The following is a 21,311-nucleotide window of genomic DNA, read 5'->3' as shown; positions in this document are numbered from 1 at the left end:
TCCTTCCCTGGTACTTTCGCCTAAGCCCGTCTCTTACTCTTTTCCCGCAGTTGGACTAATTGAATCCCCAACTGAGTTGCTTTTGCGATGTCACCAGCCTGCTCTGCCTGTTTCTGTTCTTCTTCTAGCTTTTTCATCTCTGTATAGAGAGGAACCATCTGTACATGACGGATATAATCAGAGATCGCTTCATCAGATCGATCCTCCGGAAGCTCCATCATGGCAAGTTCACTAATTGTTTTCATCAGGTAGTCCTCATTAACATAATGAATAAATTGGACCGGACTAGCTTGATAACCATCATCATAAAATGCATATAAGTATGCCGCGATTGCCGCATTCACGTCTTCACAAAAATCTGCACCCAACTCTTCCTCCACACGCAGAGCTACTTCCTTATCTCGTAACATCCAAGCTAGCAGTAGCTTTTCTGCTTGCTCATGAGCCGAGGGTAAGCGATGAGAACCGACCATGTGTTTGTTTACTGGATGATATTCATTATTCCACATTACCTTCCCTTTATCCCCCTGCGCCATACGCTTCTTGCTATTACGAATACGCCGAAGCTCTGCTTTTAACGCATCAAGTGATAAGTGAAACTCTTCTCCCAGTCTTCGTACATAGTGATCTTGTTCGATAGCCAACGGCAGCTCTGCTACCACACTGAGGGCTTCTGTTAGATACTTCATGCGTTCCCCTTCATCACGCACGTTAAATCCCTTCTTCAATTCCTCTAATTTAAATGCTGTCAATGGAATGGCTGCCGCCAACACTTCTTGCCGAAATGCATCTACACCGCGAAGCTTGATGTAATCATCTGGATCCAAACCTGCTGGCATTTGCGCTACCTTCGCATGCAAATCCTGCTCTCTTAATGTTTCTAAGCCTCTATCCGCAGCTTGTTGTCCTGCCTCATCAGAGTCATAACAAACAATCACTTGCTCACCATTCCGACGAATCACTTTTGCTTGGTCTGCAGTAAGTGAAGTCCCAAGTGAAGCCACGCCATTATCAATCCCAACCTGCCACGCCGCAATAACATCCATGTAACCTTCAAACAGAATCGCTTGCTTGGACTGACGAATCGATTTGCGCGCCCGATGAAGATTAAACAGATGACGGCCTTTATGAAATAGTGGAGTTTCAGGACTGTTTAGGTACTTGGGCTTCCCTTCATCTAAAGCACGACCCCCAAATGCGATCACATTTCCCTGTCCATCATGAATGGGGAATATGATGCGCCCGCGAAAGCGATCATAGTAATGAGAAGAGTGCTCTTTACGACTGACCAATCCCGCATCCGCCAGCAGTGCTGGAGTAAATTCCCGTTTCGTTAAAAAACGAAGCAAGGCATTATACGAAGGAGGGGCATAGCCCAACTGGAATGTCTCAATCGTCTTCTCAGTCACTCCGCGATCGATCAAGTACTTCCGCGCTTCTAATCCAAGCTCCATTTTTTGTAGAATATGATGGTAAAAACGAGAGGAAAGGTCCATGGCACGACGAAGTTCTCCTCGATAAGCCTCCTGCGGATCGTCAGCTTTCTCTTTACGCTCCGGTAAAGCAATACCTGCTTCAGATGCCATATGCGAAATAGCTTCATAGAAGGTAAACTGCTCAATCTCCATGATAAATTTAATCACATCTCCACCTTGCCCACAACCAAAACAATAGAAAATCTGTTTATCCGGGGCAACAGAAAAGGACGGTGTCTTTTCGGAATGAAAGGGGCATAATCCGAAATAGTTCCGACCACTCTTTTTTAGCTGGACATGTTGACTAACTACATCTAAAATGTCGTGTTGCTCACGCACACGGCTGATCACTGAATCAGGAATCTGACCAGACGTCATGCTTTTCCCCGCTTTCTTTATACCCATGCTCACAAGGTCTACTTATTCGCCAGGATTCGTCATAATCCTGCCCTGATTGGTTATTTTTTTGGGAGAGCACCATTCTTTCTCCGCCTTCTCTTCTATTCTATGCCCGCATAGGTTTTCCCTGCCTACTTCCAAGCAGAAAATATCTAGCGGCAAAAATATTTGTCGAATGAAGTCGAATAAATGGCTGTTTTTCTTCACTCTTGTTGTATTATACGCTGAAAAACAAAAAAAATCCTTCCTCTACCTTGACAGGAACATTTATTTCTGTATTACTTGCGATACTAAACTTTTCCCTGTCACTTCGTGAGGCAGGAGAGGGAGGGGGAGCGCTTCCCCACTCTCACATCCCATCATATTGTCACTGTAGCTTATTTCATGCATCTGCTGTTGTTCACTCTTTTTTCTGCAATGATGCTTGAGCTGCTGCCAGTCTAGCGAGCGGTACTCGAAAAGGGGAGCAACTCACATAATCAAGTCCTGTCTGATGACAAAAAGCAATAGATGCTTTTTCTCCGCCATGTTCACCACAAATACCCGTCTTTAAATCTGGTTTTACTCTACGACCGCCCTCAACTCCCATTTGAACCAGCTTACCCACTCCTTCAGTATCAAGAGTAATAAACGGATTCTCCGGTAAAATGTTTCGGTCAACATATTGATGTAAAAACTTACCTTCTGCATCATCACGACTGTAGCCAAATGTTGTTTGCGTCAGATCATTTGTACCGAAAGAGAAGAAGTCAGCCGCAGTCGCAATCTCTTCTGCAGTTAAGGCTGCCCGTGGCACCTCAATCATCGTGCCGACAAGATATGGAATCGTAAGCCCACTTTCCGCTTGGATACGAGTAGCGATCTCATCGACCAAAGTGCGCATCTCTTTCAATTCATTCACATGACCTACAAGGGGGATCATCACCTCTGGTTGCACCGTTCCCCCGGCGGATACGGCTTCACGCGCTGCTAGGAAAATCGCCTCAATCTGCATCGCATAAATCTCAGGGTAAATTAAGCCGAGTCGACAGCCACGATGCCCCAACATGGGATTAAACTCATGCAAGGCTCGGATTTTACGTAACAGTGCATCCTTTTTTGCTAACTCTATATGATCCACTTCCGCTTGCAGGCTAAGTGTAGTTCGCTCTACGAGCAAATCCTCCATGTTAGGTAAAAATTCGTGGAGTGGTGGATCAAGTAAACGGATCGTCACCGGGAGACCGTCCATTGCTTGGAATATCCCACGAAAATCAGACTGCTGGAACTGTAACAATTTATCTAATGCCGCTTGACGTTCATCCGCGTTTTCCGCCAAGATCATCTCTTGCACAATTGGCACTCGTTCCACTTCCATAAACATATGCTCGGTGCGGCAAAGACCAACCCCTTCTGCACCAAACTGGCGTGCTTTAGCTACGTCTGCCGGTGTATCCGCGTTGGTACGAACACCCAATGTACGAAATTCGTCTGCCCATTGCAACAGCTCTTGAAATTCCACCGATAGTTCAGGGTCGATCAAGGGTACTTCGCCTTGAATCACATGACCTGTTCCACCATCAATAGAAAGAAGATCACCCTCTGTCAGCGTTATTCCCTCTACTGTTACCACTTTGTTTTTTCCGTCCACTTTCATCGCTTCACAACCACAAATACACGCTTTCCCCATTCCACGAGCTACAACAGCCGCATGACTGGTCATTCCACCCCGGCTGGTTAGTATCCCTGTAGATGCCACCATTCCGTGAATATCTTCCGGAGTGGTTTCCGTGCGCACCAAAATCACCGCTTCCCCATCTTGTGCCCATCGCTCAGCCGTGTCAGCATCAAAAACGATCTTACCTGAAGCTGCTCCAGGGGAAGCAGGCAATCCCTTCGTCAATACATGTAGCTTCGCTGTAGGATCAACCCGGCGATGCAATATCTGATCCAGCTGGTCAGGATCAACCCGGCTAATAGCTGTCTCTTTATCTATGATACCCTCTTTCACCATATCGACAGCGATTTTCACACCCGCATGTGCGGTTCGTTTTCCGTTACGTGTTTGTAAAAAATATAACGTGCCCCGCTCCACTGTAAACTCGATGTCCTGCATATCCGCATATGTTTTTTCTAACTTCTGGCAGGTTGCAGCAAATTGTTCGTAAACATCCGGCATAATATCAGCTAAAGTACGAATCGGTTGTGGTGTCCTTATTCCTGCAACCACATCTTCCCCTTGGGCATTGAGTAAAAACTCACCGTAAAGACGATTTTCACCCGTGGATGGATCTCGTGTAAAAGCTACACCTGTCCCCGAGTCTTCACCCATGTTACCAAACACCATCATTTGCACATTAACCGCTGTCCCTAAATCATGAGGTATTTTATGGATATTGCGATAGATGCGAGCACGATGATTATTCCATGAATCAAATACCGCGACGATAGAACGCAGCAATTGCTCCCGGGGATCTTGTGGAAATGGGTGCCCGTCCTCCGTATGTACGAGCTCTTTGAAGGAGGTGATTATCTCTTTCCAATCCGATGTTGTTAGTGCTGGATCATCGTTAATGCCGCGCTCTTCTTTTTTTCGTTCAATAATCTCTTCAAATTGATAATGATCTATGCCGAGCACGACATTGCTAAACATCTGGATAAAGCGACGATAACAATCATACGCAAAACGTTCATTTCCCGTCAAGCGTGCTAATCCGACCACCGTCTCATCATTTAGCCCCAGATTAAGAACCGTATCCATCATTCCTGGCATCGAAAAAACCGCGCCAGACCGAACAGAAACAAGCAATGGATTAGCGGTATCTCCTAAGCTTTTGCCCGATACAGCCTCTAGGCGCTGTAAGGTTGATTCGATCTCTTTCATCACATTTTCACTTAATTGTTGATTTTGGCGGTAGTAGTCTAAACATGCCTGCGTCGTAATAGTAAATCCAGGAGGCACTGGCAATCCTGCACGAGTCATCTCGGCAAGGTTAGCGCCCTTCCCTCCCAATAATGATTTCATCTCTCGATTACCTTCTTCGAACATCAACGCTGATTTGGTCATCAAAACTCCATTCCTCCCCGCTTGCGAAGAATATCGATTATTAGATTTGCTGTCTCTTCTACCGCTTTATTCGTCACATCTAATATTGGACAACCCACTTTTTTAATAATGCGTTCTGCATAATCTAACTCATCTAAGATTCGTTCCATATTGGCATAATTAGCTTTTGCCCCTAACCCTAGTGATTTCAACCGCTCCCGGCGAATGTTGTTAAGGTGGTCAGGGTGGATCGTAAGCCCAATGCACTTCTTTGGCGAAACCATGTATAACTCATCTGGCGGCTCCACTTCTGGTACCAGCGGTACATTAGCAACCTTGAGGCGTCTATGTGCCAAGTACATAGAGAGCGGAGTTTTTGATGTGCGCGAGACCCCAATCAGAACAACATCTGCACGCAGAATTCCACGGGGATCACGACCATCATCATACTTGACTGCAAATTCAACCGCTTCAATCTTGCGGAAGTAATCTTCGTCCATGCGTCGCACCAAACCGGGTTGCTCCCGTGGGGGGCGAGGATATAGTGAAGATAAACCTGATACCATCGGTCCCATAATATCTACATATGGGACTTCCAAGCGCTCTGCCTCTTCTTTTATAAAGGATTGTAATTCTGGCACAACAAGCGTAAAAACAAGTAATGCGTGCGATTCCTTCGCCGCTTGCACAGCGTCTGCTATCGTTTTTTTATCATCTACATGGGGGAAGCGTCGAATATCTACTTCTCCCCCATTAAACTGACTGGAAGCTGCACGTACGACAAACTCGGCAGTTTCCCCAACAGAATCAGAGACGACAAACACTAATGGATGTTTTTTATCACTCAAGATCATCTATCCCTCCCGCTACACCGTTTCCTCTTTGGCTAATTCTACAAACGCTTTCGTAATTGTCGTTTTAGACATCCTTCCAACCACTTCTACCTGACTACTCCCTTCAATGGGGCGAATAACGGGCAGCGAATCCACCTGATAATCCATTAGCTTCCGCGCCGTTTCAAATAGTGTATCATCTAATTCACATGTGATCACGTTTGGCATCCGTGTCATCACAACGCCCACCGGGATGGAATGAAGATCCTGCTTCCCCATCGCACTTTGCAATAAATCCTTGCGCGATAATACTCCAACAAGGATTCCTACCTCTTTAATAACGAAAAGGGTACCAACGTCCTCTAAAAATAACATACAGATTGCATCGTATACAGACGTTTCTTCTCCTACCACTACAGGTAATGACTTGTAATCTCGCACCAATAACTTGCGTAAGTGCTCACTCAATAATTGGTTAGCCGACTTCCCCGCATAAAAGTATCCCACCCGTGGGCGTGCATCCAAAAATCCCGCCATGGTGAGAATAGATAGGTCTGGCCGTAATGTCGCCCGTGTCAGGCTGAGTTGCTCTGCAATTTTCTCACCTGTAATAGGGCCTTGATTCTTTACAATCTGTATGATCTTCTCTTGCCGCTCCGATAACTCGATTTCCTTTCACCTCCTGCGTCAGCGTTCCGCTTCATTATGATATACTTATTTGCCTTAACTTCATATAGTATATACTATATTGGACTTATCTTTTCTGCAACAGGGAAAATAAGAGTATCCTTCCCATTCCTCTTGTTATCCATTAATTCTTCGTTGCATTTCCTTCACATTTATATGAAAATGAAAGGATAAATGAAAGGAACGGAGGATTTCCTCATGCTTTTTTCTAATCTCTTAGCGGCAACGACGCCGCTTCATATGCATTCTCTCCACCACATGCATAAACACGGACTTGATCATGTCGTCATTCAACTTCCTGAAGAACGTTATGAGTACGCAGAGTTAGAGGAGATTTTTGCCGTAACAAAAACCAAACCTCAAGCTTTTCGCATGCCCCATTCGCTCGGATTAGGTACCCATCACTTTCCCCTCGAGGATTGGAAGTATTGGTTAACTACCACCGCCCCCCTATTAGACCAGAAAAGTGCTGGCATCATCGTGCACGGATCTACTGTCGCACTAGGGGATATTTTTGCTTATTTGGACAAGCGTCCTCGCCAATTTCATGCACTCCATGATTACAAAACACAATATGTAGAACGCTTCATTGAGCAACTCCTCACGTTACAACAAATCGCACACCCGCTCGGAATATCGCTACTCGTTGAAAATGCGCCCATGGGGGGCTCCTACTATTTCGAACCAGGCAATAATGCCATACACCCAGCTCTTCGCACCCCCCGTCATTTACTACGCATTACGGAAGCAACTAAGGCGAAACTATGTTTTCACAGTGCCCATGCACGCGTCACTTCACATGCCTTATCCTACATGCACCGATCCCGTAGTCTGTTTGGTGCGGCAACAGAGAAAGAAATTTTAAATGCTTCTCGTACTTGGATTGACTTCTATGAAAAAGTAAAAGAGAAAACAGCCTTAGTTCTCCTCTCATATGCTACCAGCTGGGGAGATACGCCCGAAACAAACCGCATCCCCTTTCCGGCGAGCACCTACCCAGAATTACTACAATTCGCAGAGGTTGTCCATGAACAAGTACCTATTGCTCTTGACCTCCAAGGAAATGATTTATACGTAAAGCAGATGATGGATACACTACGACAACTAAAAAATAGATAATAAAATTATACCCCTACGCTCATCCCAGTTGAGCGTAGGGGTTTCTTAAAGTGATGTGCCTTCCCTTACTTCGCGATCGCAATCGGTTCACGGGGAAGGGAGCCATTCACAATCGGTTCTAACAGCCGCTTCATTTCGCGTGGATATATCTTCTCTTCACTCTCTTCTAACTCCTCTAAGCTCCACCAGTGGTGGCCCAAATAGGTTTCTTTCTCGACAAGGGTCAGATAATCCAGATTAACCTTTCTTTGTTCCGCTCCTCTAATAAAAGCTAAAAAATAATGCTCCACAAAAAGAGTCGGTTCTCCTTGATATATATGCTCAAATTGCCGTATCCAAATCAAGGGACCCCACTTTACATTCTCCAATCCTGTCTCTTCCCATAGCTCTCGTTTGGCTGCCTCTTCGTACGTTTCCTCTTCTTCTAAACCCCCACCTACTGTAAACCATATAGAACCTTGCCCAGGATTAAGCTGATCCATCATATTAAATAGTAGGACACGGCTCTCCTCATTCATCAGCACAACCCGCGCTGAAGGGCGCTTTTTCATTCCTCTCACCCCCGCTTTGCTCTACTAACCTTGGTAACGATTTTTTCATCCAGATGTTTTCATTCATCTATATGTATAAATAATATATTTATTATACATATTGTAGAGCTAATATAAGAGCCCTATCTTTTTTTCATCCCTGTGTTTCGGTTTACTATAAGGGTAATTTTATATGAAGTCAAGTATCTTTATACATCAAATGAGTGGCTCATAATAACAAAAACTATACAATCTTTACACTGACGCTAATCCAAATCATACTCCTAGATCCACAGCTGACAAAGCCTGCATCTGATCTTATTTACCAGATCAGACTCACCTTCTCTTCCTATGTCACCACTGTCTACTGTACAATTGTAGAAGAAAGATCGAATCTACTCACGAGGAGGAGTGAAATATGCCATACCTTAACTTGAAGGTAACAGCTGGACTTACCCGCAAACAAAAAGCAGAGCTAGTATCTGATTTTACCGATTCGCTTGCCCGTGTGCTAGGAAAAAAACCGGAACACACTCATATCGTTATTGAGGAAGTCGCAGAAGAGAACTGGGGATTTGCTGGCATGTTAACGGATGAGTATCGTCGAGGGGAAAACAGTTAGGCTGGCTTAAGGCGAAGTAGATGATGAGGGTAAAGCAATAAGTACAGAAACACATCGAACCAACCCACAAAAAAATTGACGAAAAGTAATCCGCCCTGTTGAGCTTGAGCTAAACAGGGCGGATTACTTTTTAATAAAACATTGCATTAGCGCTTACAATGTGTACTTATTCACAGCAGGTAGGTTCATGGCTCATTATCCTTTAAAGATAACTTTTTATTGAAATACGATAAATATTAATTTATAATCAAGATAACTACTTTCAAGTGAGGTGTTTTGTATGAGCTTAAGTTCAACCAACTTCTTAAGAGTCACTATCTTCCTAGCTGGTACTGCCGTACTGTTATTATGTATCTTCGCATTACCTTCAATAGCAGTTGAAATTGCCGAATACGAAATAGAGACTGCGCCTTATTTATATCCCATTTTGATCGGTATGTATGTAACCGCCATTCCTTTTTTCCTCGCCTTGTTTTACTCATTACGGCTATTACGCTTAGTTGACAGGCAAGATGCATTTTCAAAATCATCTGTAACTTATCTACGTAGAATTAAGTTTTCTGCAGTCGTAGTAAGTCTAATCTATCTTGCATTGATGCCATGCTTTTATTTCGTAGGTGAGATCGACGACGCTCCGGGTGTCATCGTAATCGGCATGGTAATGGTATTTACGTCATTTGTCATCGCCGTATTCACAGCACTGCTACAAAAGATCTTAAAACATGCAATCGAGATAAAATCTGAACATGACTTAACCGTGTGAGGTGAACCATATGGCAATTATTATCAACATCGATGTAATCCTAGCTAAACGAAAGATGAGCGTGACAGAGCTTTCTGAGAAAGTAGGAATAACAATGGCCAACCTGTCTAAGCTTAAAAATGGCAAAGCAAAAGCAATTCGCTTTTCTACCTTAGAGGCAATCTGTAAAGCATTAGAATGTCAACCTGGTGATATTTTGGAATATAGAGATGAGCTGAACGAACACATCTGAGAGAAGTTTTCGATGAAACGCACACTGACATGTAATTAAAGAAGAGAGGCAAGTCCAGCTTGCCTCTCTTCTTTTCTTCTCGCACCCGCATTACACTAACAAATTTAATTTGTCACCAACTGATCAAAACGCGCAAATTGCGAAACCAGCTGGGTAATTTCTACGAGTAGGGCAAGTCGATTCGTCCGGATTGTTTCATTATCTGCCATGACAAGTACGTTATCGAAGAAACGATGAATGACAGGAACGATGTGGGTTAGTGATGCGTACATTTGTCCCGCATCGCGTGTTCCCGCTTGTATAACATAGTCGGCTTTCGCCTTTAAATAAGCATCATATAACTCCTGCTCACTCGCTTCAAAGAGAAGACTCTTATCTACTTTTACCCCGGACTCAGCCTTCGCTGCAAGATTGGCCGCACGTGTGAAACCTTCGATAACCTCTTTAAATGCAGGCTGCTTCACTTCCTGCATCAATATATGCGCTTTCGCTCGTACCAATCCAGGATCGCAAATGTCACTTTGCAGGACTGCTTCAATCACATCGTAACGTATGTGCTCGTCTTGTAGGACTGTTTTTTGACGAGCGGAGAAGAACGCATGAATCTGTGTTTTCAATTCTGTTACCGGTACCTGTAACAGGTTGTGCTGCACAAGCGTTTTAATCGCTACACCATTTAGCTGGCGTAAACTTAAATGAAAGGAATCCAGGTCGAGCAAGAGTTGAATAACACCTGCCGCTCGGCGTCGAAGCCCGTATGGATCTTGTGAGCCGGTTGGCTGCAGTCCGATCCCAAAACATGCAACGATGGTATCCATGCGGTCTGCTAAGCCGATAAGTGCTGCTATCTTCGATTCAGGTAAATCATCTCCCGCCGCACGTGGTAAATAATGCTCTCGAATCGCTTGGGCTACCTCGGCTTCTTCCCCTGCTTTGCGTGCGTAATCCTCACCCATTAGCCCCTCAAGCTCTGGAAACTCTCCGATCATCAAAGTAGGAAGATCGAATTTACAGATCGCCGCCGCCCGTGCCAGTTGTGCTTGTACTTTTTCATCCATCTGCATTGCCTTGGCTAGCTCAGCTGAGATTTGCTGAATACGCTTCACTTTATCACCAATCGTACCCAACTCTTCATGAAAAACCACCTGAGAAAGTTTTTCCACTCCTGCTTCAATGCTCATTTTCTGATCTTCTTCATAAAAGAACTGTGCGTCTTGAAGACGTGCGCGCAACACCTTTTCATTTCCACGCGCTACGATATCAAGGGATGTATCATCACCATTACGAATGGTCACAAAATAAGGAAGCAAATGGCCATCTTCTGTCTCCACTGGGAAGTACCGCTGATGTTCACGCATGGTGGTAATGAGTACTTCCTTTGGTAAGTTTAAAAAGGATTCATCATATCGACCAAAAAGAGCAGTAGGATACTCGACCAGATGGGTTACTTCCTCTAAAAGCCCCTTGTCCACAGGAATATGCCACCCCTGTTCAGATTCCAACTGACGCAGTTGCTTTTCAATGAGCGAACGCCGTTCCTCGACATCAACGACTACCCATTGCTGTCGTAATCTCTCCACATATTCTCGGGGATGATTTAATGCAGTAGCTGTTCCCAAGAAACGATGTCCCTTCGTCTGATTAGTAGCGGTACAGTCCGCCCACTCTGCTGCAATCACTTCTTCGCCTAGCATACAGACCAGCCATTTAATAGGGCGAATAAAACGCATACGTCGATCTCCCCAACGCATCGTCTTAGGAAAATGTAATCCTTCACAGATTTGACGGACACCTGCATTTAGTAGTACATGTGTCTGCTCGCCTTGCTGATGCACCTCAGCATATACATACGTCTCCCCTTTAAACTCCTTAAAAGTGAACGCAGATGGCTCTATGCCTTGCTTTCTAGCAAACCCTTGAGCTGCTTTACTCCATTCACCTTGTTCACTCAAAGCAATTCGTTTGGCAGGACCACGCACCTCTTCTTCCTTATCAGGTTGCTGAGTAGCTACTTGTTCAACATAAACAGCCAACCGACGAGGGGTTGCATAAGTCTTTATTTCACCATGCTGGATGCGGTTTTCTTGCAACCACTCCTTTGTCTTCTCAGCTAATTGAGATCGAGCACCTTCCACAAAACGTGCAGGAATTTCTTCACAGCCAATCTCTAATAACAAATCCGCCTTATTCATGATCCACACCCTCCTTCGATAGCAATGGGTAGCCTAATTGTTCACGCCCAGCGACATATGTTTTTGCACACCGACGTGCTAGGTTACGCACCCGAGCGAGATAACCTGTTCGTTCGGTCACGCTAATCGCTCCACGTGCATCCAGCAGATTAAACGAATGGGAACACTTCAGCACATAATCATAAGCAGCAAAAACCAACTCCTCATCTAGCGCACGCTTCGCTTCTTGCTCATAGTCATCAAACCAGCGGAAAAGCTTTGCTGAATCCGATACTTCAAAGGTGTACTTGGAGTGCTCATACTCTGCTTGTTTAAAAATATCACCGTAGGTAAACCCTTCTACCCACTCTAAATCAAACACATTTTCTTTTTCTTGTAAGTACGAGGCAAGACGTTCCAAACCATATGTTAATTCAACAGATACTGGACTCGCCTCTAGTCCACCCACCTGCTGAAAATAAGTAAACTGCGTAACTTCCATTCCATCTAACCATACTTCCCAGCCCAATCCCGCGGCACCTAAGGCAGGATTTTCCCAGTTATCTTCGACAAACCGAATATCGTGATGACGAGGATCAATCCCAAGCGCACGCAAGCTATCTAAATATATTTCTTGAATATTGTCAGGCGATGGCTTGAGGATCACTTGGAATTGATGATGCTGATACAAGCGGTTTGGATTTTCTCCATATCGACCATCTGCCGGACGGCGTGATGGTTCTACATACGCCACTTTCCACGGCTCTGGACCTAATGAGCGTAGAAAGGTCATTGGATTCATCGTTCCTGCTCCTTTTTCCACATCATAAGGGTTGGTTAAGATACATCCTTCTTTCGCCCAAAAGGATTGCAATTGTAAAATCATTTGTTGCATGTTCACGTTTTCTCCACCTCCAAAAATACGTAAAAAACCTCCCATTCCTATAGAAAAGGCCCTTTCTATAGGGACGAGAGGTTTTCCCGCGGTTCCACCCTATTTGACCAGCCAGTGCGCATGCGCTCTGCTCTGATCCACTCTGTCTCAAAACGCTTCAGACCGCCGTTCACGGGTTACGTACGCTAGGCTTCCACCTTCCCTAACTCGCTGTAGTACGTATCTCCCATTACTCCTGTCTATCATCACGTCATCGCATATTCATAATAGCTATAACCATATATATATCAAACGTAGAAGCTTCATGTCAACAAACTATTGCTCACTTTGCCCCTCTCATAACAAGCCATCGCGTCGCATTGTATCCAAAAACGTACGAGCCTTAAAACGAACAGGAAGGTATTCACCCATAAAGGCGCGTAATATCTTATCTAACTCTTGCTTCGTCTCTTCCTTCACTTCCACTTTACCTAAACGGGCGGGTGGAAGTTTTTGCAGTGTATGCAAAACACGACCCGCTCTCAAAGAGAGGGGAAGTGCTTGGTGATCGTAATCGCTGCACTCATTGCAAATAGTACCTCCATGTCGTACGCTAAAGCGATACAAGTTTTCTTTTTTTCGACACCGAACACAATGATCCAATACAGGAGAATAACCCGCATATGCAATAAGTGCCAACTCAAACATTCGCGCTAAGATATCAGGGTCTATCCCTTGTTCTAACTGTGAGAGAGTAATAACAAATCGACGGTACAAAGAGGATTGGGGCTCTTTCTCCTCTGTCAGCTTATCCAGCAGTTCAGCAAAATAAGATGCATACGCAGTTAAGCCTAAATCAGAGCGTACCTTTACATGCCCTTCTAACACGTCTGCCTGTGTTAAGGTTACCATCCCACTGCCCGCAAAGTAAATATATTGCCCTTCGACAAAAGGGAGCACTGCCGCGCTCAGGCGACTGCCCATCTTCTTCGCCCCTCGTGCCAGTGCCGATCTCTTCCCTTGCTGTAAAGTGAAGAGTGTGAGAATGATATTGCTCTCCCCATACTCCCGCGCCCGCAGTACTACTCCATCTGCTTTAGCTAACATGCGGCAAAGCCCTTCCTACCCTTGGTTTTCTCCCTCATCTCTCTCCGGCTCGTCCTCATCTGCCTCGTCTTCTTGTCGCAAGGCGTCAGCGTCACGGTATAATAAGTAGGCGTCGACACTGCCAGTTACTGCAAATACACTCCATGAGAAATTGCGCAACCAGCATCATCCTTTCCCATAATCGACTTCCTTCTTATCATGACCTGGATTGAGGGGAGTATGTTAACGAAATTTTGTCAGGTCAACAATCTTCGATCCTTCTTAGTTATTCATCACGATAACCAAACTGTTTCAACATGTTTACCTCATTGCGCCAATCTTTTTTAGCCTTTACCCATAAATCAAGGAAGACGCGTGAGCCCAATAGACGTTCGATTTCTGTTCGTGCCTGCAAGCCTACTTCTTTAAGAAGCGCCCCTTGCTTTCCAATTAATATGCCCTTTTGTGTCTTTCGTTCCGTAAAGATCGTACAGCGAATAAAAATCAGGTCTTTCCCTTTACGCTTCGACATTTCATCGACGACAACTGCAACCGAGTGAGGAATTTCTTCATGAGTAAGACGTAACACCTTTTCTCGTACTAATTCACTCACAATAAACTGTTCGGGATGATCAGTCATCTGATCGGAAGGATAATATTGTGGACCTGTGGGGAGCAGATGTAAGATCAACTCCTTTAACGAGCCCGTATTACTTCCCTGTAATGCTGAAATAGGGATGATCTCTTGAAATTCCATCAGAGCGCGATATTGATCAATCAAAGGTAACAACTTCTCTGGATGGACGCGATCAATCTTATTTAGCACCAAGAAAACAGGGGTGGATACTTTCTTCAAACTCTCTATAATATAGCGATCACCACCCCCTAAACCTTCCTCTGCATCTACTAAAAAGAGGATAAGATCTACCTCATTAAACGTATCTTGCGCTGTACGTACCATAAAATCCCCTAAGCGTGACTTGGGCTTATGAATCCCCGGCGTATCTAAAAAGATAATCTGTCCTTCATCTGAGGTTAAGACACCACGAATTTGATTGCGTGTTGTTTGTGGTTTATCAGACATGATAGAGATTTTCTCATCCAAAAAATGATTCATAAGCGTAGATTTGCCCACATTAGGACGACCAATCAGAGCCACAAATCCAGACTTATACGTTTCGCTTACCTGCATGCAAATCTTCCTTTCCAAATGAACCTGGGAGCAATTGAGCCACCGTTGTCGTCGCTCTCTCCCCTTGTAGGTTTCCCAAAATAACAGTCATATCTTGCGGACATAGTTCAGACATCACTTGTCGACATGCCCCACATGGTGAGACAGGACCGTTCGTATCTGCTACGATCGCGATCGAACGAAACACTGTTTTCCCTTCTGCTACTGCTTTGAAGAGGGCCGTGCGCTCTGCGCAATTACATAAACCATAAGCTGCGTTTTCAATATTACATCCATGAATAATTTCACCCTCTTCTGTGAGAAGAGCTGCCCCTACAGCAAATTGCGAATACGGCACATATGCCTTTTCACGCGCTTTGATCGCCTCAGCCATTAACCGTTCCATTACACATCCTCCTTCAATCCTATACCGCTTCTCTATAACAAACGTAAGCCCATCAATGCAACAGCTACTCCAAGCAAAGAGCCAATCACGACTGGGCGCGTTCGTCTTATGTTGACACGAAAACGCGTATACGCAATTAACGCAGCCAGTGTATAGACCAACAATGCCACATACAGCTTAGGCATGGTCATCGCTATCAAAGTGGCAATACAAAACGATAGGGAAGTTGTCATGCTCGGTTCCCACGCACTCTTTTTTGCTCTCACCATAAATCCTTTCACTAACAGCGTCAAAAAGAAATCAAAGACCAACACAACCGTCACTCGCGTATCAATGGGGGCGTTTGATTCTCTCCATGCTGTAAGTGTGACTGATTCCATCACGGGATAAAACACACTAATACCTATGATTACTGCCAAACCCGCACAAAGAAGGACGGCACCCGCAGCCACATCTTTGGCTACTTTTGCAAGGGGGTGATACTCTTTCGTCACCATATCAACAACCGCTTCAACTACCGTATTGAACAGCTCTGCTACTAAAACTAACACGATAGCCATAAATAAAAGCAATACCTCTGTTTTCTTGATAGGAAGAAAGAGGCTAAAAAATAGGACCCCTAATGCAACGACAATATGAATGCGCATATTGCGCTGGGTGACAAGGGTATATTTTAATCCTTCCAAAGCAAAGCGGAAACTTTTTACCAGTTTTGCAATCCACATAAAGTGCCCACCTTATCTTTGCAAATTCACCTCAGCTAGGATCGCGTCTTGCCTTGCAAACATCACTTGCTCTTCCTCTTCTGTCATATGATCATACCCTAAGAGGTGTAAAAAGCCATGCACTGCTAAGAAACCGATCTCGCGCTCAAAACTATGTTGATATTCATGTGCTTGCTCTCGAGCGCGCGGAATGGAAATTACAATATCCCCTAACAAGAGCGGCTCTTCGCTCTCGGTCATCTGTGCTAATTCTTCCCGCTCCCACTGAGGAAAAGATAATACATCCGTCGGTCGATCAACCCCTCGGTATTCTAAGTTAAGTTGATGAATCGCTTCATCATCTACCAATGTGATCGCCACCTCAACCTGGGGTCGTCCCTCTACCTTGGCCGCAGCCTCAACACATGTTTCAACCCAAGAAAGCGCCTCTTTTTCTTTCTCTGATAATGATGTTTCAACCTGTACTTCTAAGATGAGAGTCATGTTGCTTACGCTCCTTTAACTAGCTGGATATTCAATGCGAGAATGGAACACCCCATTTAGCGTTTCACATATGGATCTCGCAATAAGATCCAATTCTTTCAATGTCAGGTCACACTCATCAAACTGTCCATCTTGCAAGCGATCCTGGATAATACTTCGTACCATCCCTTCTATTTTGGAAGGCGTTGGTCGGGCGAGGGAGCGAACGGCTGCCTCCACACAATCTGCCACCCCTACTATCGCAGCTTCTTTAAACTGAGCTTTCGGACCTGGATAACGATAATCTGCTTCCAACACTTGTGCTCCATCTGTCTGCTTTTTAGCCTTAAAGTAAAAATACTTTACAAGTGTTGTACCGTGATGCTGTGCCGCAATATCGCGAATTGGTTTGGGAATGCGGTACTGTAAAAGCATTTCCACCCCATCCCGCGGGTGCGCAATAATAATACTTTTACTCAGATTAGGAGATAATTTATCATGCGGATTTTCAATATGCATTTGATTTTCAATAAAAAACTGAGGGCGTTTTGTTTTCCCTACATCATGATAATAGGCTCCCACCCGTGCTAACAATCCATCCGCACCGATTGCCTCAGCTGCTGCCTCTGCAAGGTTGCCCACAATCAAGGAATGGTGATAAGTACCAGGTGTTTGCACTAATAGCTTCCGCAATAAGGGGTGATTGGGACTGGCTAACTCCAATAGTTTCAGCGGAGATAAAATATCAAATGCGGTCTCCAAGATAGGTAATAAGCCAATGGTTAAAATAGCAGCAAATAAACCTCCTACAATTCCGAACCCGAGCGATTGCAGAAGTAATAACCCATCCCCCTCACCTGAAATAAAGAGGTAATTAATCAAAATGGGGATAACACTGACCAAAGAAGCGACTAATCCCCCTTTGATCACCGATGTTCGGTTACGTGCCCCCGTAAGGGCAAACGCTGCTGCAGTTGAGCTTAAAAGAGCCACCAACCCGTAGCGATAATCAAACAATACGAAGTTGCCTTCATTAAAAAATATGCTTGCGAGCAAAGATATCAACATGCCACACCAAAGTGCCAGTCGAATATCTAACAATAATGTGATCAGCATCGTTCCCAAGGCAACAGGTGCAATATATCCAATCGTACTATATTCCAAGCTTTGTCCCAGCGCGACCACTTTCATACTTATGAAGGTAAGGAGCAAAATCGTTAGTAACATCATCAGCTTACTATTATCTTGACCTATCTCCTTCTGAAAGCGAACCAAGTAGAGATAGATTAATAAGACTAATACGGCCAATAATAGTGCCAAACCGATGAATAGCTTAGGGTTACTAAACTCACGTAAGAGTCCCAGATCTTTTAATAATCCGTATTGATAATCAGTAATTACATCCCCCGCTGATACCAACACTTCTCCCTTTCTAATCATAATCGGATCTACGCTATTACGAGCCGCATCCCGCAGTGCCTCAGTCCTTTCTTGGTCATACACTTCACTAGCGATTAGAAAGTTGCGTGTAATCTCCCTTACGATCGAGCGAGCATCGCTTTCTAAAGAGGAGGTAACCAGCATCTCATCAATCTGCGCACGCGAAGAATCCAATTCCGATTCTCGCACACCTTGCTTTAGCATCCTCTCCAATATTTCCAAACTTATGACTTGAATGTCGGAAATTCGACTAGGCTCTAATTTAGCCACTCGCTGATAAAATGCTTCTGACATAGCGGGATCAATCTCTTTTAAAGCCTTCTCTTTTTCCTCTTCTTTTTTATCATTTTTATCCTTATCTTGGTCTGCATTTTTATCTGCTAAAATCGTTTTCATCTCTGTAAAAAATGCTTGCATGCGATCCACTTGTGCACGCGTAACCTCTTGATCTATTCGATACTGCTTCTCCACAGATTCCGCTGCGAGATCTCGTTCTAACTGTGTTTCTAACTGATTCACTTTGGTTACAGGCGAAGTAATCGTTTCTTTACTAACCGATCCTTTTTCTAAATCATACTGTTCTGGCAAGATATGATTTACAAGTAATCCAAAAGTGATCATCGCAAAAACGGAATAGAGTAAAAAGCGCAGGCGGCGACTATTGCGCCAGCCTGCTTGCAGTAAAAGTTTTTTCGATTTAAGATTAACCTGCTTCTCTCTCCCATTCATACCTCAACCGACTCCTTAAGAGGCACCTTTTCCTCCCACTTATTTTTTACGATCATAAGCATCGATTACTTTTTGCACCAAAGAGTGGCGAACCACATCTTCTTGAGCTAAGTAAATAAAGGGGATTTCCTCAATGGTGTTCAATACACGTTCTGCCTCTTTTAGTCCGGATTGCTTGCCTTTAGGTAAATCAACTTGCGTCACATCACCTGTTACAACCATCTTGGAACCAAAACCGAGCCGGGTAAGAAACATCTTCATTTGCTCTGGTGTGGTATTTTGTGCTTCATCCAAGATGACAAAAGAATCTTCTAACGTGCGCCCACGCATATAAGCCAAAGGCGCAATTTCGATTGCTCCACGTTCCAACAGTTTACTTACCTGCTCAGTTCCGAGCATGTGATATAAGCCATCATAGAGGGGACGCAAGTAGGGATCTACTTTTTCTTGTAAATCACCTGGAAGAAAACCTAAGCTCTCCCCTGCTTCTACCGCTGGGCGGGTTAAAACTATCCGCTTTACATGGTTTTCCTTCAACGCAGACACTGCTTTTACCACAGCTAGAAATGTTTTCCCCGTACCCGCAGGGCCAATGCCAAATACGATGTCAGATTTTTTAATGGCACTCACATAACGACGTTGCCCCATCGTCTTGACACGTACAGATTTCCCCTTGTATGTCGTACCGATCACTTCACCCAACAGCTCCAACAGCTGATCTGCTTGCCCCTCACTTGCCAAACGATAAGCATACACCATGTCTCGCTCTGTTAAAGTGATTCCCTTACGAATTAAGGTAAGCAAAACGCGAAAGAGGTCTTCAAGTACCTGGATTTCAAGTGCCGGACCCGTCAAGCGGATCTCAGCTCCTCGTGTCACAATCTTAGCTGCTGTCATCTCTTCAATTTGTTTTAAAAACTGATCATGTGGTCCAAATAGTGTCAGTGCTTCCTCGGCATTTTGCAGTTGTATTATTTTCGTCTCTGTTTGTGCTTGCAAATGGCTCATTCCCCTTGCAAGATAGGTTCTGGGGTCGCAATATTTTCTACGACATCAAAGTGTATCTTCATATAAACTTTACCATTGTCTACGCGTTGGTGCAAAACTTTTTGCTCTAAAATACGACCATCTTGTCCAATTTGTTCCCTTACATCGGCACGTGCCTGCTCCACCCCTACAAGTCGAGCTTCTTTCTCAGTCAGTTCTTGTTTCACCCACTCCATCTCCAAACGCTCTTCCTCTACCCAACCTATGGGTATCCTCACATTCTGCACTCTCAACGTCTGTAGCTTTTGTATGGTCTCGTACTTCTCATACGGCACTTTAGAAATAAAAGGTATCTGAATCATGGTGGAACCGATATAAGGATAGTATCCCTTTTCCCGTTTGCCCGTATATACTTTTCTTTTTTGTGCCAACGGTACCGTTACTTCTGATTCATACCATACCTCGCCCCACACTTTTCCTCTTGCTCCCACAACGGTTTGTGGCATGGCATCATCTTCAGGATTCCCGTATATCCCCGATACCAATCGCTCACCCTTTTTTACCATATCACGCACTTCCACTTCAGGTCTCCCACTTTTAACCCTCATCTCGTAAATGTAAGCATCACGTCTGGCTATTAGATGTACGGGGCCTCTTTTCTCTTCATTCTCTTGTTCCCGGACACTTTCCTTCTCCACCACTGTAATAATTGCACGCGTCCCTTCCATGCGAAAGCCTATCCACGTTACACTCGGGAGTTGATCTTTTAGCTGATATTGAATCTCATCGGATGAAGGCATGCGAACTTGTAGTTGCCCTGGAAATATACCTTGTTCCCGTGCTACTTGTAAAATTTCACTGCGTGGCACTTTTTCATTTCCTTCTATTTCTACTTTCCACACGAAGGAGCTAAGAGCATATAGTATGAAAAAGAAAAGTACAATTCCAATCAGATATCCCTTCCGCCGTTGAAGTCGAAAAAGAAGGAACGGTAGCCCCTTTTTGCTTTTTATTCTAATCTTCGTCTGTGTAGACTTAATGAGGGGGCGGAGCTGATAAAAACCTGCCACCGATACACTCAGCTCTAACTGCTCATTCCCTATCCAACGAATGTTTTCTAACGTGATCTGTTGTTGTCGAGCTCGATTGAGTAAAGAAGTGAGATGAGGACCGCGACACTCAATGATTACAATAGCATCCATGGGAATGGCCACTTTCATCTCCTCCTGTTACTCTAAAAATGTAATCGCTCCAATCTTCCCATCGATCACCACTTCTTCGGTGTAGATTTTGCGAATCCATAACTGATCACCACGTATATGTAACTTCCCCTTGCCAAGCTTTAAGACTAGCTCTTGATCACAAAAACTTTCCACACTGAGATAGTTTTCAATTTGCAACTGACGATTTCCCAGCATGACGATCCGCGGAACATCCGTTAATACATCTGCTGGAATGTCGAGCCACTCTGCCGTCATCTTACGTACTTTTTTACTCATTCCGCGCATGTCCGAGCCCTCCATCTCCCTACCACCATATGCGCAGGCACCACTGTTTATGAATCACCCTCCTACT

General features: G+C 44.5%; 21 protein-coding genes. 4 read left to right on the top strand and 17 right to left on the bottom strand.

Annotated elements, in window-relative coordinates; genetic code table 11:
* Positions 1-20: 20 nt before the first annotated feature.
* From dnaG to ccpN, 4 genes are all read right to left on the bottom strand, one after another.
* Positions 21-1,880 (bottom strand): DNA primase, encoded by a 1,860-nt coding sequence (dnaG, locus tag NXZ84_RS02705; protein ID WP_258840316.1) that lies wholly within the window; start codon positions 1,878-1,880, stop codon positions 21-23.
* A 394-nt stretch (positions 1,881-2,274) separates the two neighbouring features.
* A complete protein-coding gene (gene ppdK / locus NXZ84_RS02700; RefSeq protein ID WP_258840315.1) occupies positions 2,275-4,920 on the bottom strand; it encodes a pyruvate, phosphate dikinase in 2,646 nt (881 codons plus the stop codon).
* A complete protein-coding gene (locus NXZ84_RS02695; protein WP_258838750.1) occupies positions 4,920-5,753 on the bottom strand; it encodes a pyruvate, water dikinase regulatory protein in 834 nt (277 codons plus the stop codon). Before NXZ84_RS02695 ends, ppdK begins: the two co-directional genes overlap by 1 nt.
* A gap of 12 nt (positions 5,754-5,765) precedes the next feature.
* Positions 5,766-6,401 carry a transcriptional regulator CcpN gene (gene ccpN, locus NXZ84_RS02690; RefSeq protein ID WP_258840314.1) on the bottom strand — a complete coding sequence of 212 codons (636 nt, stop codon included), beginning with the start codon at positions 6,399-6,401 and terminating at the stop codon, positions 5,766-5,768.
* Positions 6,402-6,617: 216 nt separating this feature from the next.
* Here ccpN and NXZ84_RS02685 point away from each other — a divergent pair, with 216 nt between their 5' ends.
* Positions 6,618-7,538, top strand: a complete 921-nt coding sequence (locus tag NXZ84_RS02685) for a hypothetical protein (RefSeq protein WP_258838749.1) — start codon at positions 6,618-6,620, stop codon at positions 7,536-7,538.
* 65 nt (positions 7,539-7,603) lie between these two features.
* Here NXZ84_RS02685 and NXZ84_RS02680 read toward each other — a convergent pair whose 3' ends face one another.
* Entirely contained in the window at positions 7,604-8,089 is a 486-nt protein-coding gene (locus NXZ84_RS02680; protein WP_258838748.1) for an NUDIX domain-containing protein, read from the bottom strand.
* A gap of 397 nt (positions 8,090-8,486) precedes the next feature.
* Here NXZ84_RS02680 and NXZ84_RS02675 point away from each other — a divergent pair, with 397 nt between their 5' ends.
* The 3 genes from NXZ84_RS02675 (at position 8,487) to NXZ84_RS02665 (ending at position 9,685) form a co-directional block, all read left to right on the top strand.
* Positions 8,487-8,690 (top strand): tautomerase family protein, encoded by a 204-nt coding sequence (locus NXZ84_RS02675; RefSeq protein WP_258838747.1) that lies wholly within the window; start codon positions 8,487-8,489, stop codon positions 8,688-8,690.
* Positions 8,691-8,970: 280 nt separating this feature from the next.
* Positions 8,971-9,453, top strand: coding sequence for a DUF2975 domain-containing protein (locus NXZ84_RS02670; RefSeq protein ID WP_258838746.1), 483 nt, complete (start codon positions 8,971-8,973; stop codon positions 9,451-9,453).
* A gap of 10 nt (positions 9,454-9,463) precedes the next feature.
* A complete protein-coding gene (locus NXZ84_RS02665; RefSeq protein ID WP_258838745.1) occupies positions 9,464-9,685 on the top strand; it encodes a helix-turn-helix domain-containing protein in 222 nt (73 codons plus the stop codon).
* A 104-nt stretch (positions 9,686-9,789) separates the two neighbouring features.
* Here NXZ84_RS02665 and glyS read toward each other — a convergent pair whose 3' ends face one another.
* The 12 genes from glyS to yqfC all read right to left on the bottom strand — a co-directional run bounded on the left by glyS (position 9,790) and on the right by yqfC (position 21,235).
* On the bottom strand, positions 9,790-11,877 hold the full coding sequence (gene glyS / locus NXZ84_RS02660) for a glycine--tRNA ligase subunit beta (RefSeq protein WP_258838744.1): 2,088 nt from the start codon (positions 11,875-11,877) through the stop codon (positions 9,790-9,792).
* The gene (gene glyQ / locus NXZ84_RS02655; protein ID WP_258838743.1) at positions 11,870-12,757 is read right to left on the bottom strand and encodes a glycine--tRNA ligase subunit alpha; all 888 of its coding nucleotides are present in this window, start codon (positions 12,755-12,757) and stop codon (positions 11,870-11,872) included. The genes glyS and glyQ overlap by 8 nt, the downstream gene beginning before the upstream one ends.
* 330 nt (positions 12,758-13,087) lie before the next feature.
* Positions 13,088-13,837, bottom strand: a complete 750-nt coding sequence (gene recO, locus NXZ84_RS02650) for a DNA repair protein RecO (RefSeq protein ID WP_258838742.1) — start codon at positions 13,835-13,837, stop codon at positions 13,088-13,090.
* A 15-nt stretch (positions 13,838-13,852) separates the two neighbouring features.
* The gene (locus NXZ84_RS02645) at positions 13,853-13,996 is read right to left on the bottom strand and encodes a YqzL family protein (RefSeq protein ID WP_258838741.1); all 144 of its coding nucleotides are present in this window, start codon (positions 13,994-13,996) and stop codon (positions 13,853-13,855) included.
* 106 nt (positions 13,997-14,102) lie between these two features.
* Positions 14,103-15,008: a GTPase Era gene (gene era, locus NXZ84_RS02640; RefSeq protein ID WP_258838740.1), complete on the bottom strand. Its 906-nt coding sequence runs from the start codon at positions 15,006-15,008 to the stop codon at positions 14,103-14,105.
* Positions 14,986-15,393 carry a cytidine deaminase gene (locus NXZ84_RS02635; protein ID WP_258838739.1) on the bottom strand — a complete coding sequence of 136 codons (408 nt, stop codon included), beginning with the start codon at positions 15,391-15,393 and terminating at the stop codon, positions 14,986-14,988. Before NXZ84_RS02635 ends, era begins: the two co-directional genes overlap by 23 nt.
* Before the next feature lie 32 nt (positions 15,394-15,425).
* Positions 15,426-16,118: a diacylglycerol kinase family protein gene (locus tag NXZ84_RS02630; RefSeq protein ID WP_258838738.1), complete on the bottom strand. Its 693-nt coding sequence runs from the start codon at positions 16,116-16,118 to the stop codon at positions 15,426-15,428.
* A gap of 12 nt (positions 16,119-16,130) precedes the next feature.
* Entirely contained in the window at positions 16,131-16,601 is a 471-nt protein-coding gene (gene ybeY, locus NXZ84_RS02625) for an rRNA maturation RNase YbeY (protein ID WP_258838737.1), read from the bottom strand.
* A gap of 15 nt (positions 16,602-16,616) precedes the next feature.
* Positions 16,617-18,749 carry an HD family phosphohydrolase gene (locus NXZ84_RS02620; protein ID WP_258838736.1) on the bottom strand — a complete coding sequence of 711 codons (2,133 nt, stop codon included), beginning with the start codon at positions 18,747-18,749 and terminating at the stop codon, positions 16,617-16,619.
* Between the two features lie 39 nt (positions 18,750-18,788).
* Positions 18,789-19,748, bottom strand: a complete 960-nt coding sequence (locus tag NXZ84_RS02615; RefSeq protein WP_396654023.1) for a PhoH family protein — start codon at positions 19,746-19,748, stop codon at positions 18,789-18,791.
* A 5-nt stretch (positions 19,749-19,753) separates the two neighbouring features.
* Positions 19,754-20,950, bottom strand: coding sequence for a sporulation protein YqfD (yqfD, locus tag NXZ84_RS02610; protein ID WP_258838734.1), 1,197 nt, complete (start codon positions 20,948-20,950; stop codon positions 19,754-19,756).
* Positions 20,951-20,965: 15 nt separating this feature from the next.
* Positions 20,966-21,235 (bottom strand): sporulation protein YqfC, encoded by a 270-nt coding sequence (yqfC, locus tag NXZ84_RS02605; protein ID WP_258838733.1) that lies wholly within the window; start codon positions 21,233-21,235, stop codon positions 20,966-20,968.
* Positions 21,236-21,311 lie beyond the last annotated feature (76 nt).

It is taken from the genome of Mechercharimyces sp. CAU 1602, assembly GCF_024753565.1.
Taxonomy (GTDB): domain Bacteria; phylum Bacillota; class Bacilli; order Thermoactinomycetales; family JANTPT01; genus Mechercharimyces.
Note: the sequence above shows the minus strand (reverse complement) of the source record. Positions and strands in the feature narration are given on the sequence as shown.

Coding starts and splice junctions, on each gene's coding strand:
- dnaG (WP_258840316.1), bottom strand. CDS start 1,880: ATGGGTATAAAGAAAGCGGGGAAAAGCATGACGTCTGGTCAGATTCCT.
- ppdK (WP_258840315.1), bottom strand. CDS start 4,920: ATGACCAAATCAGCGTTGATGTTCGAAGAAGGTAATCGAGAGATGAAA.
- NXZ84_RS02695 (WP_258838750.1), bottom strand. CDS start 5,753: ATGATCTTGAGTGATAAAAAACATCCATTAGTGTTTGTCGTCTCTGAT.
- NXZ84_RS02685 (WP_258838749.1), top strand. CDS start 6,618: ATGCTTTTTTCTAATCTCTTAGCGGCAACGACGCCGCTTCATATGCAT.
- NXZ84_RS02680 (WP_258838748.1), bottom strand. CDS start 8,089: ATGAAAAAGCGCCCTTCAGCGCGGGTTGTGCTGATGAATGAGGAGAGC.
- NXZ84_RS02675 (WP_258838747.1), top strand. CDS start 8,487: ATGCCATACCTTAACTTGAAGGTAACAGCTGGACTTACCCGCAAACAA.
- NXZ84_RS02670 (WP_258838746.1), top strand. CDS start 8,971: ATGAGCTTAAGTTCAACCAACTTCTTAAGAGTCACTATCTTCCTAGCT.
- NXZ84_RS02665 (WP_258838745.1), top strand. CDS start 9,464: ATGGCAATTATTATCAACATCGATGTAATCCTAGCTAAACGAAAGATG.
- glyS (WP_258838744.1), bottom strand. CDS start 11,877: ATGAATAAGGCGGATTTGTTATTAGAGATTGGCTGTGAAGAAATTCCT.
- recO (WP_258838742.1), bottom strand. CDS start 13,837: ATGTTAGCTAAAGCAGATGGAGTAGTACTGCGGGCGCGGGAGTATGGG.
- era (WP_258838740.1), bottom strand. CDS start 15,008: ATGCAGGTAAGCGAAACGTATAAGTCTGGATTTGTGGCTCTGATTGGT.
- NXZ84_RS02635 (WP_258838739.1), bottom strand. CDS start 15,393: ATGGAACGGTTAATGGCTGAGGCGATCAAAGCGCGTGAAAAGGCATAT.
- NXZ84_RS02630 (WP_258838738.1), bottom strand. CDS start 16,118: ATGTGGATTGCAAAACTGGTAAAAAGTTTCCGCTTTGCTTTGGAAGGA.
- ybeY (WP_258838737.1), bottom strand. CDS start 16,601: ATGACTCTCATCTTAGAAGTACAGGTTGAAACATCATTATCAGAGAAA.
- NXZ84_RS02620 (WP_258838736.1), bottom strand. CDS start 18,749: ATGAATGGGAGAGAGAAGCAGGTTAATCTTAAATCGAAAAAACTTTTA.
- yqfC (WP_258838733.1), bottom strand. CDS start 21,235: ATGAGTAAAAAAGTACGTAAGATGACGGCAGAGTGGCTCGACATTCCA.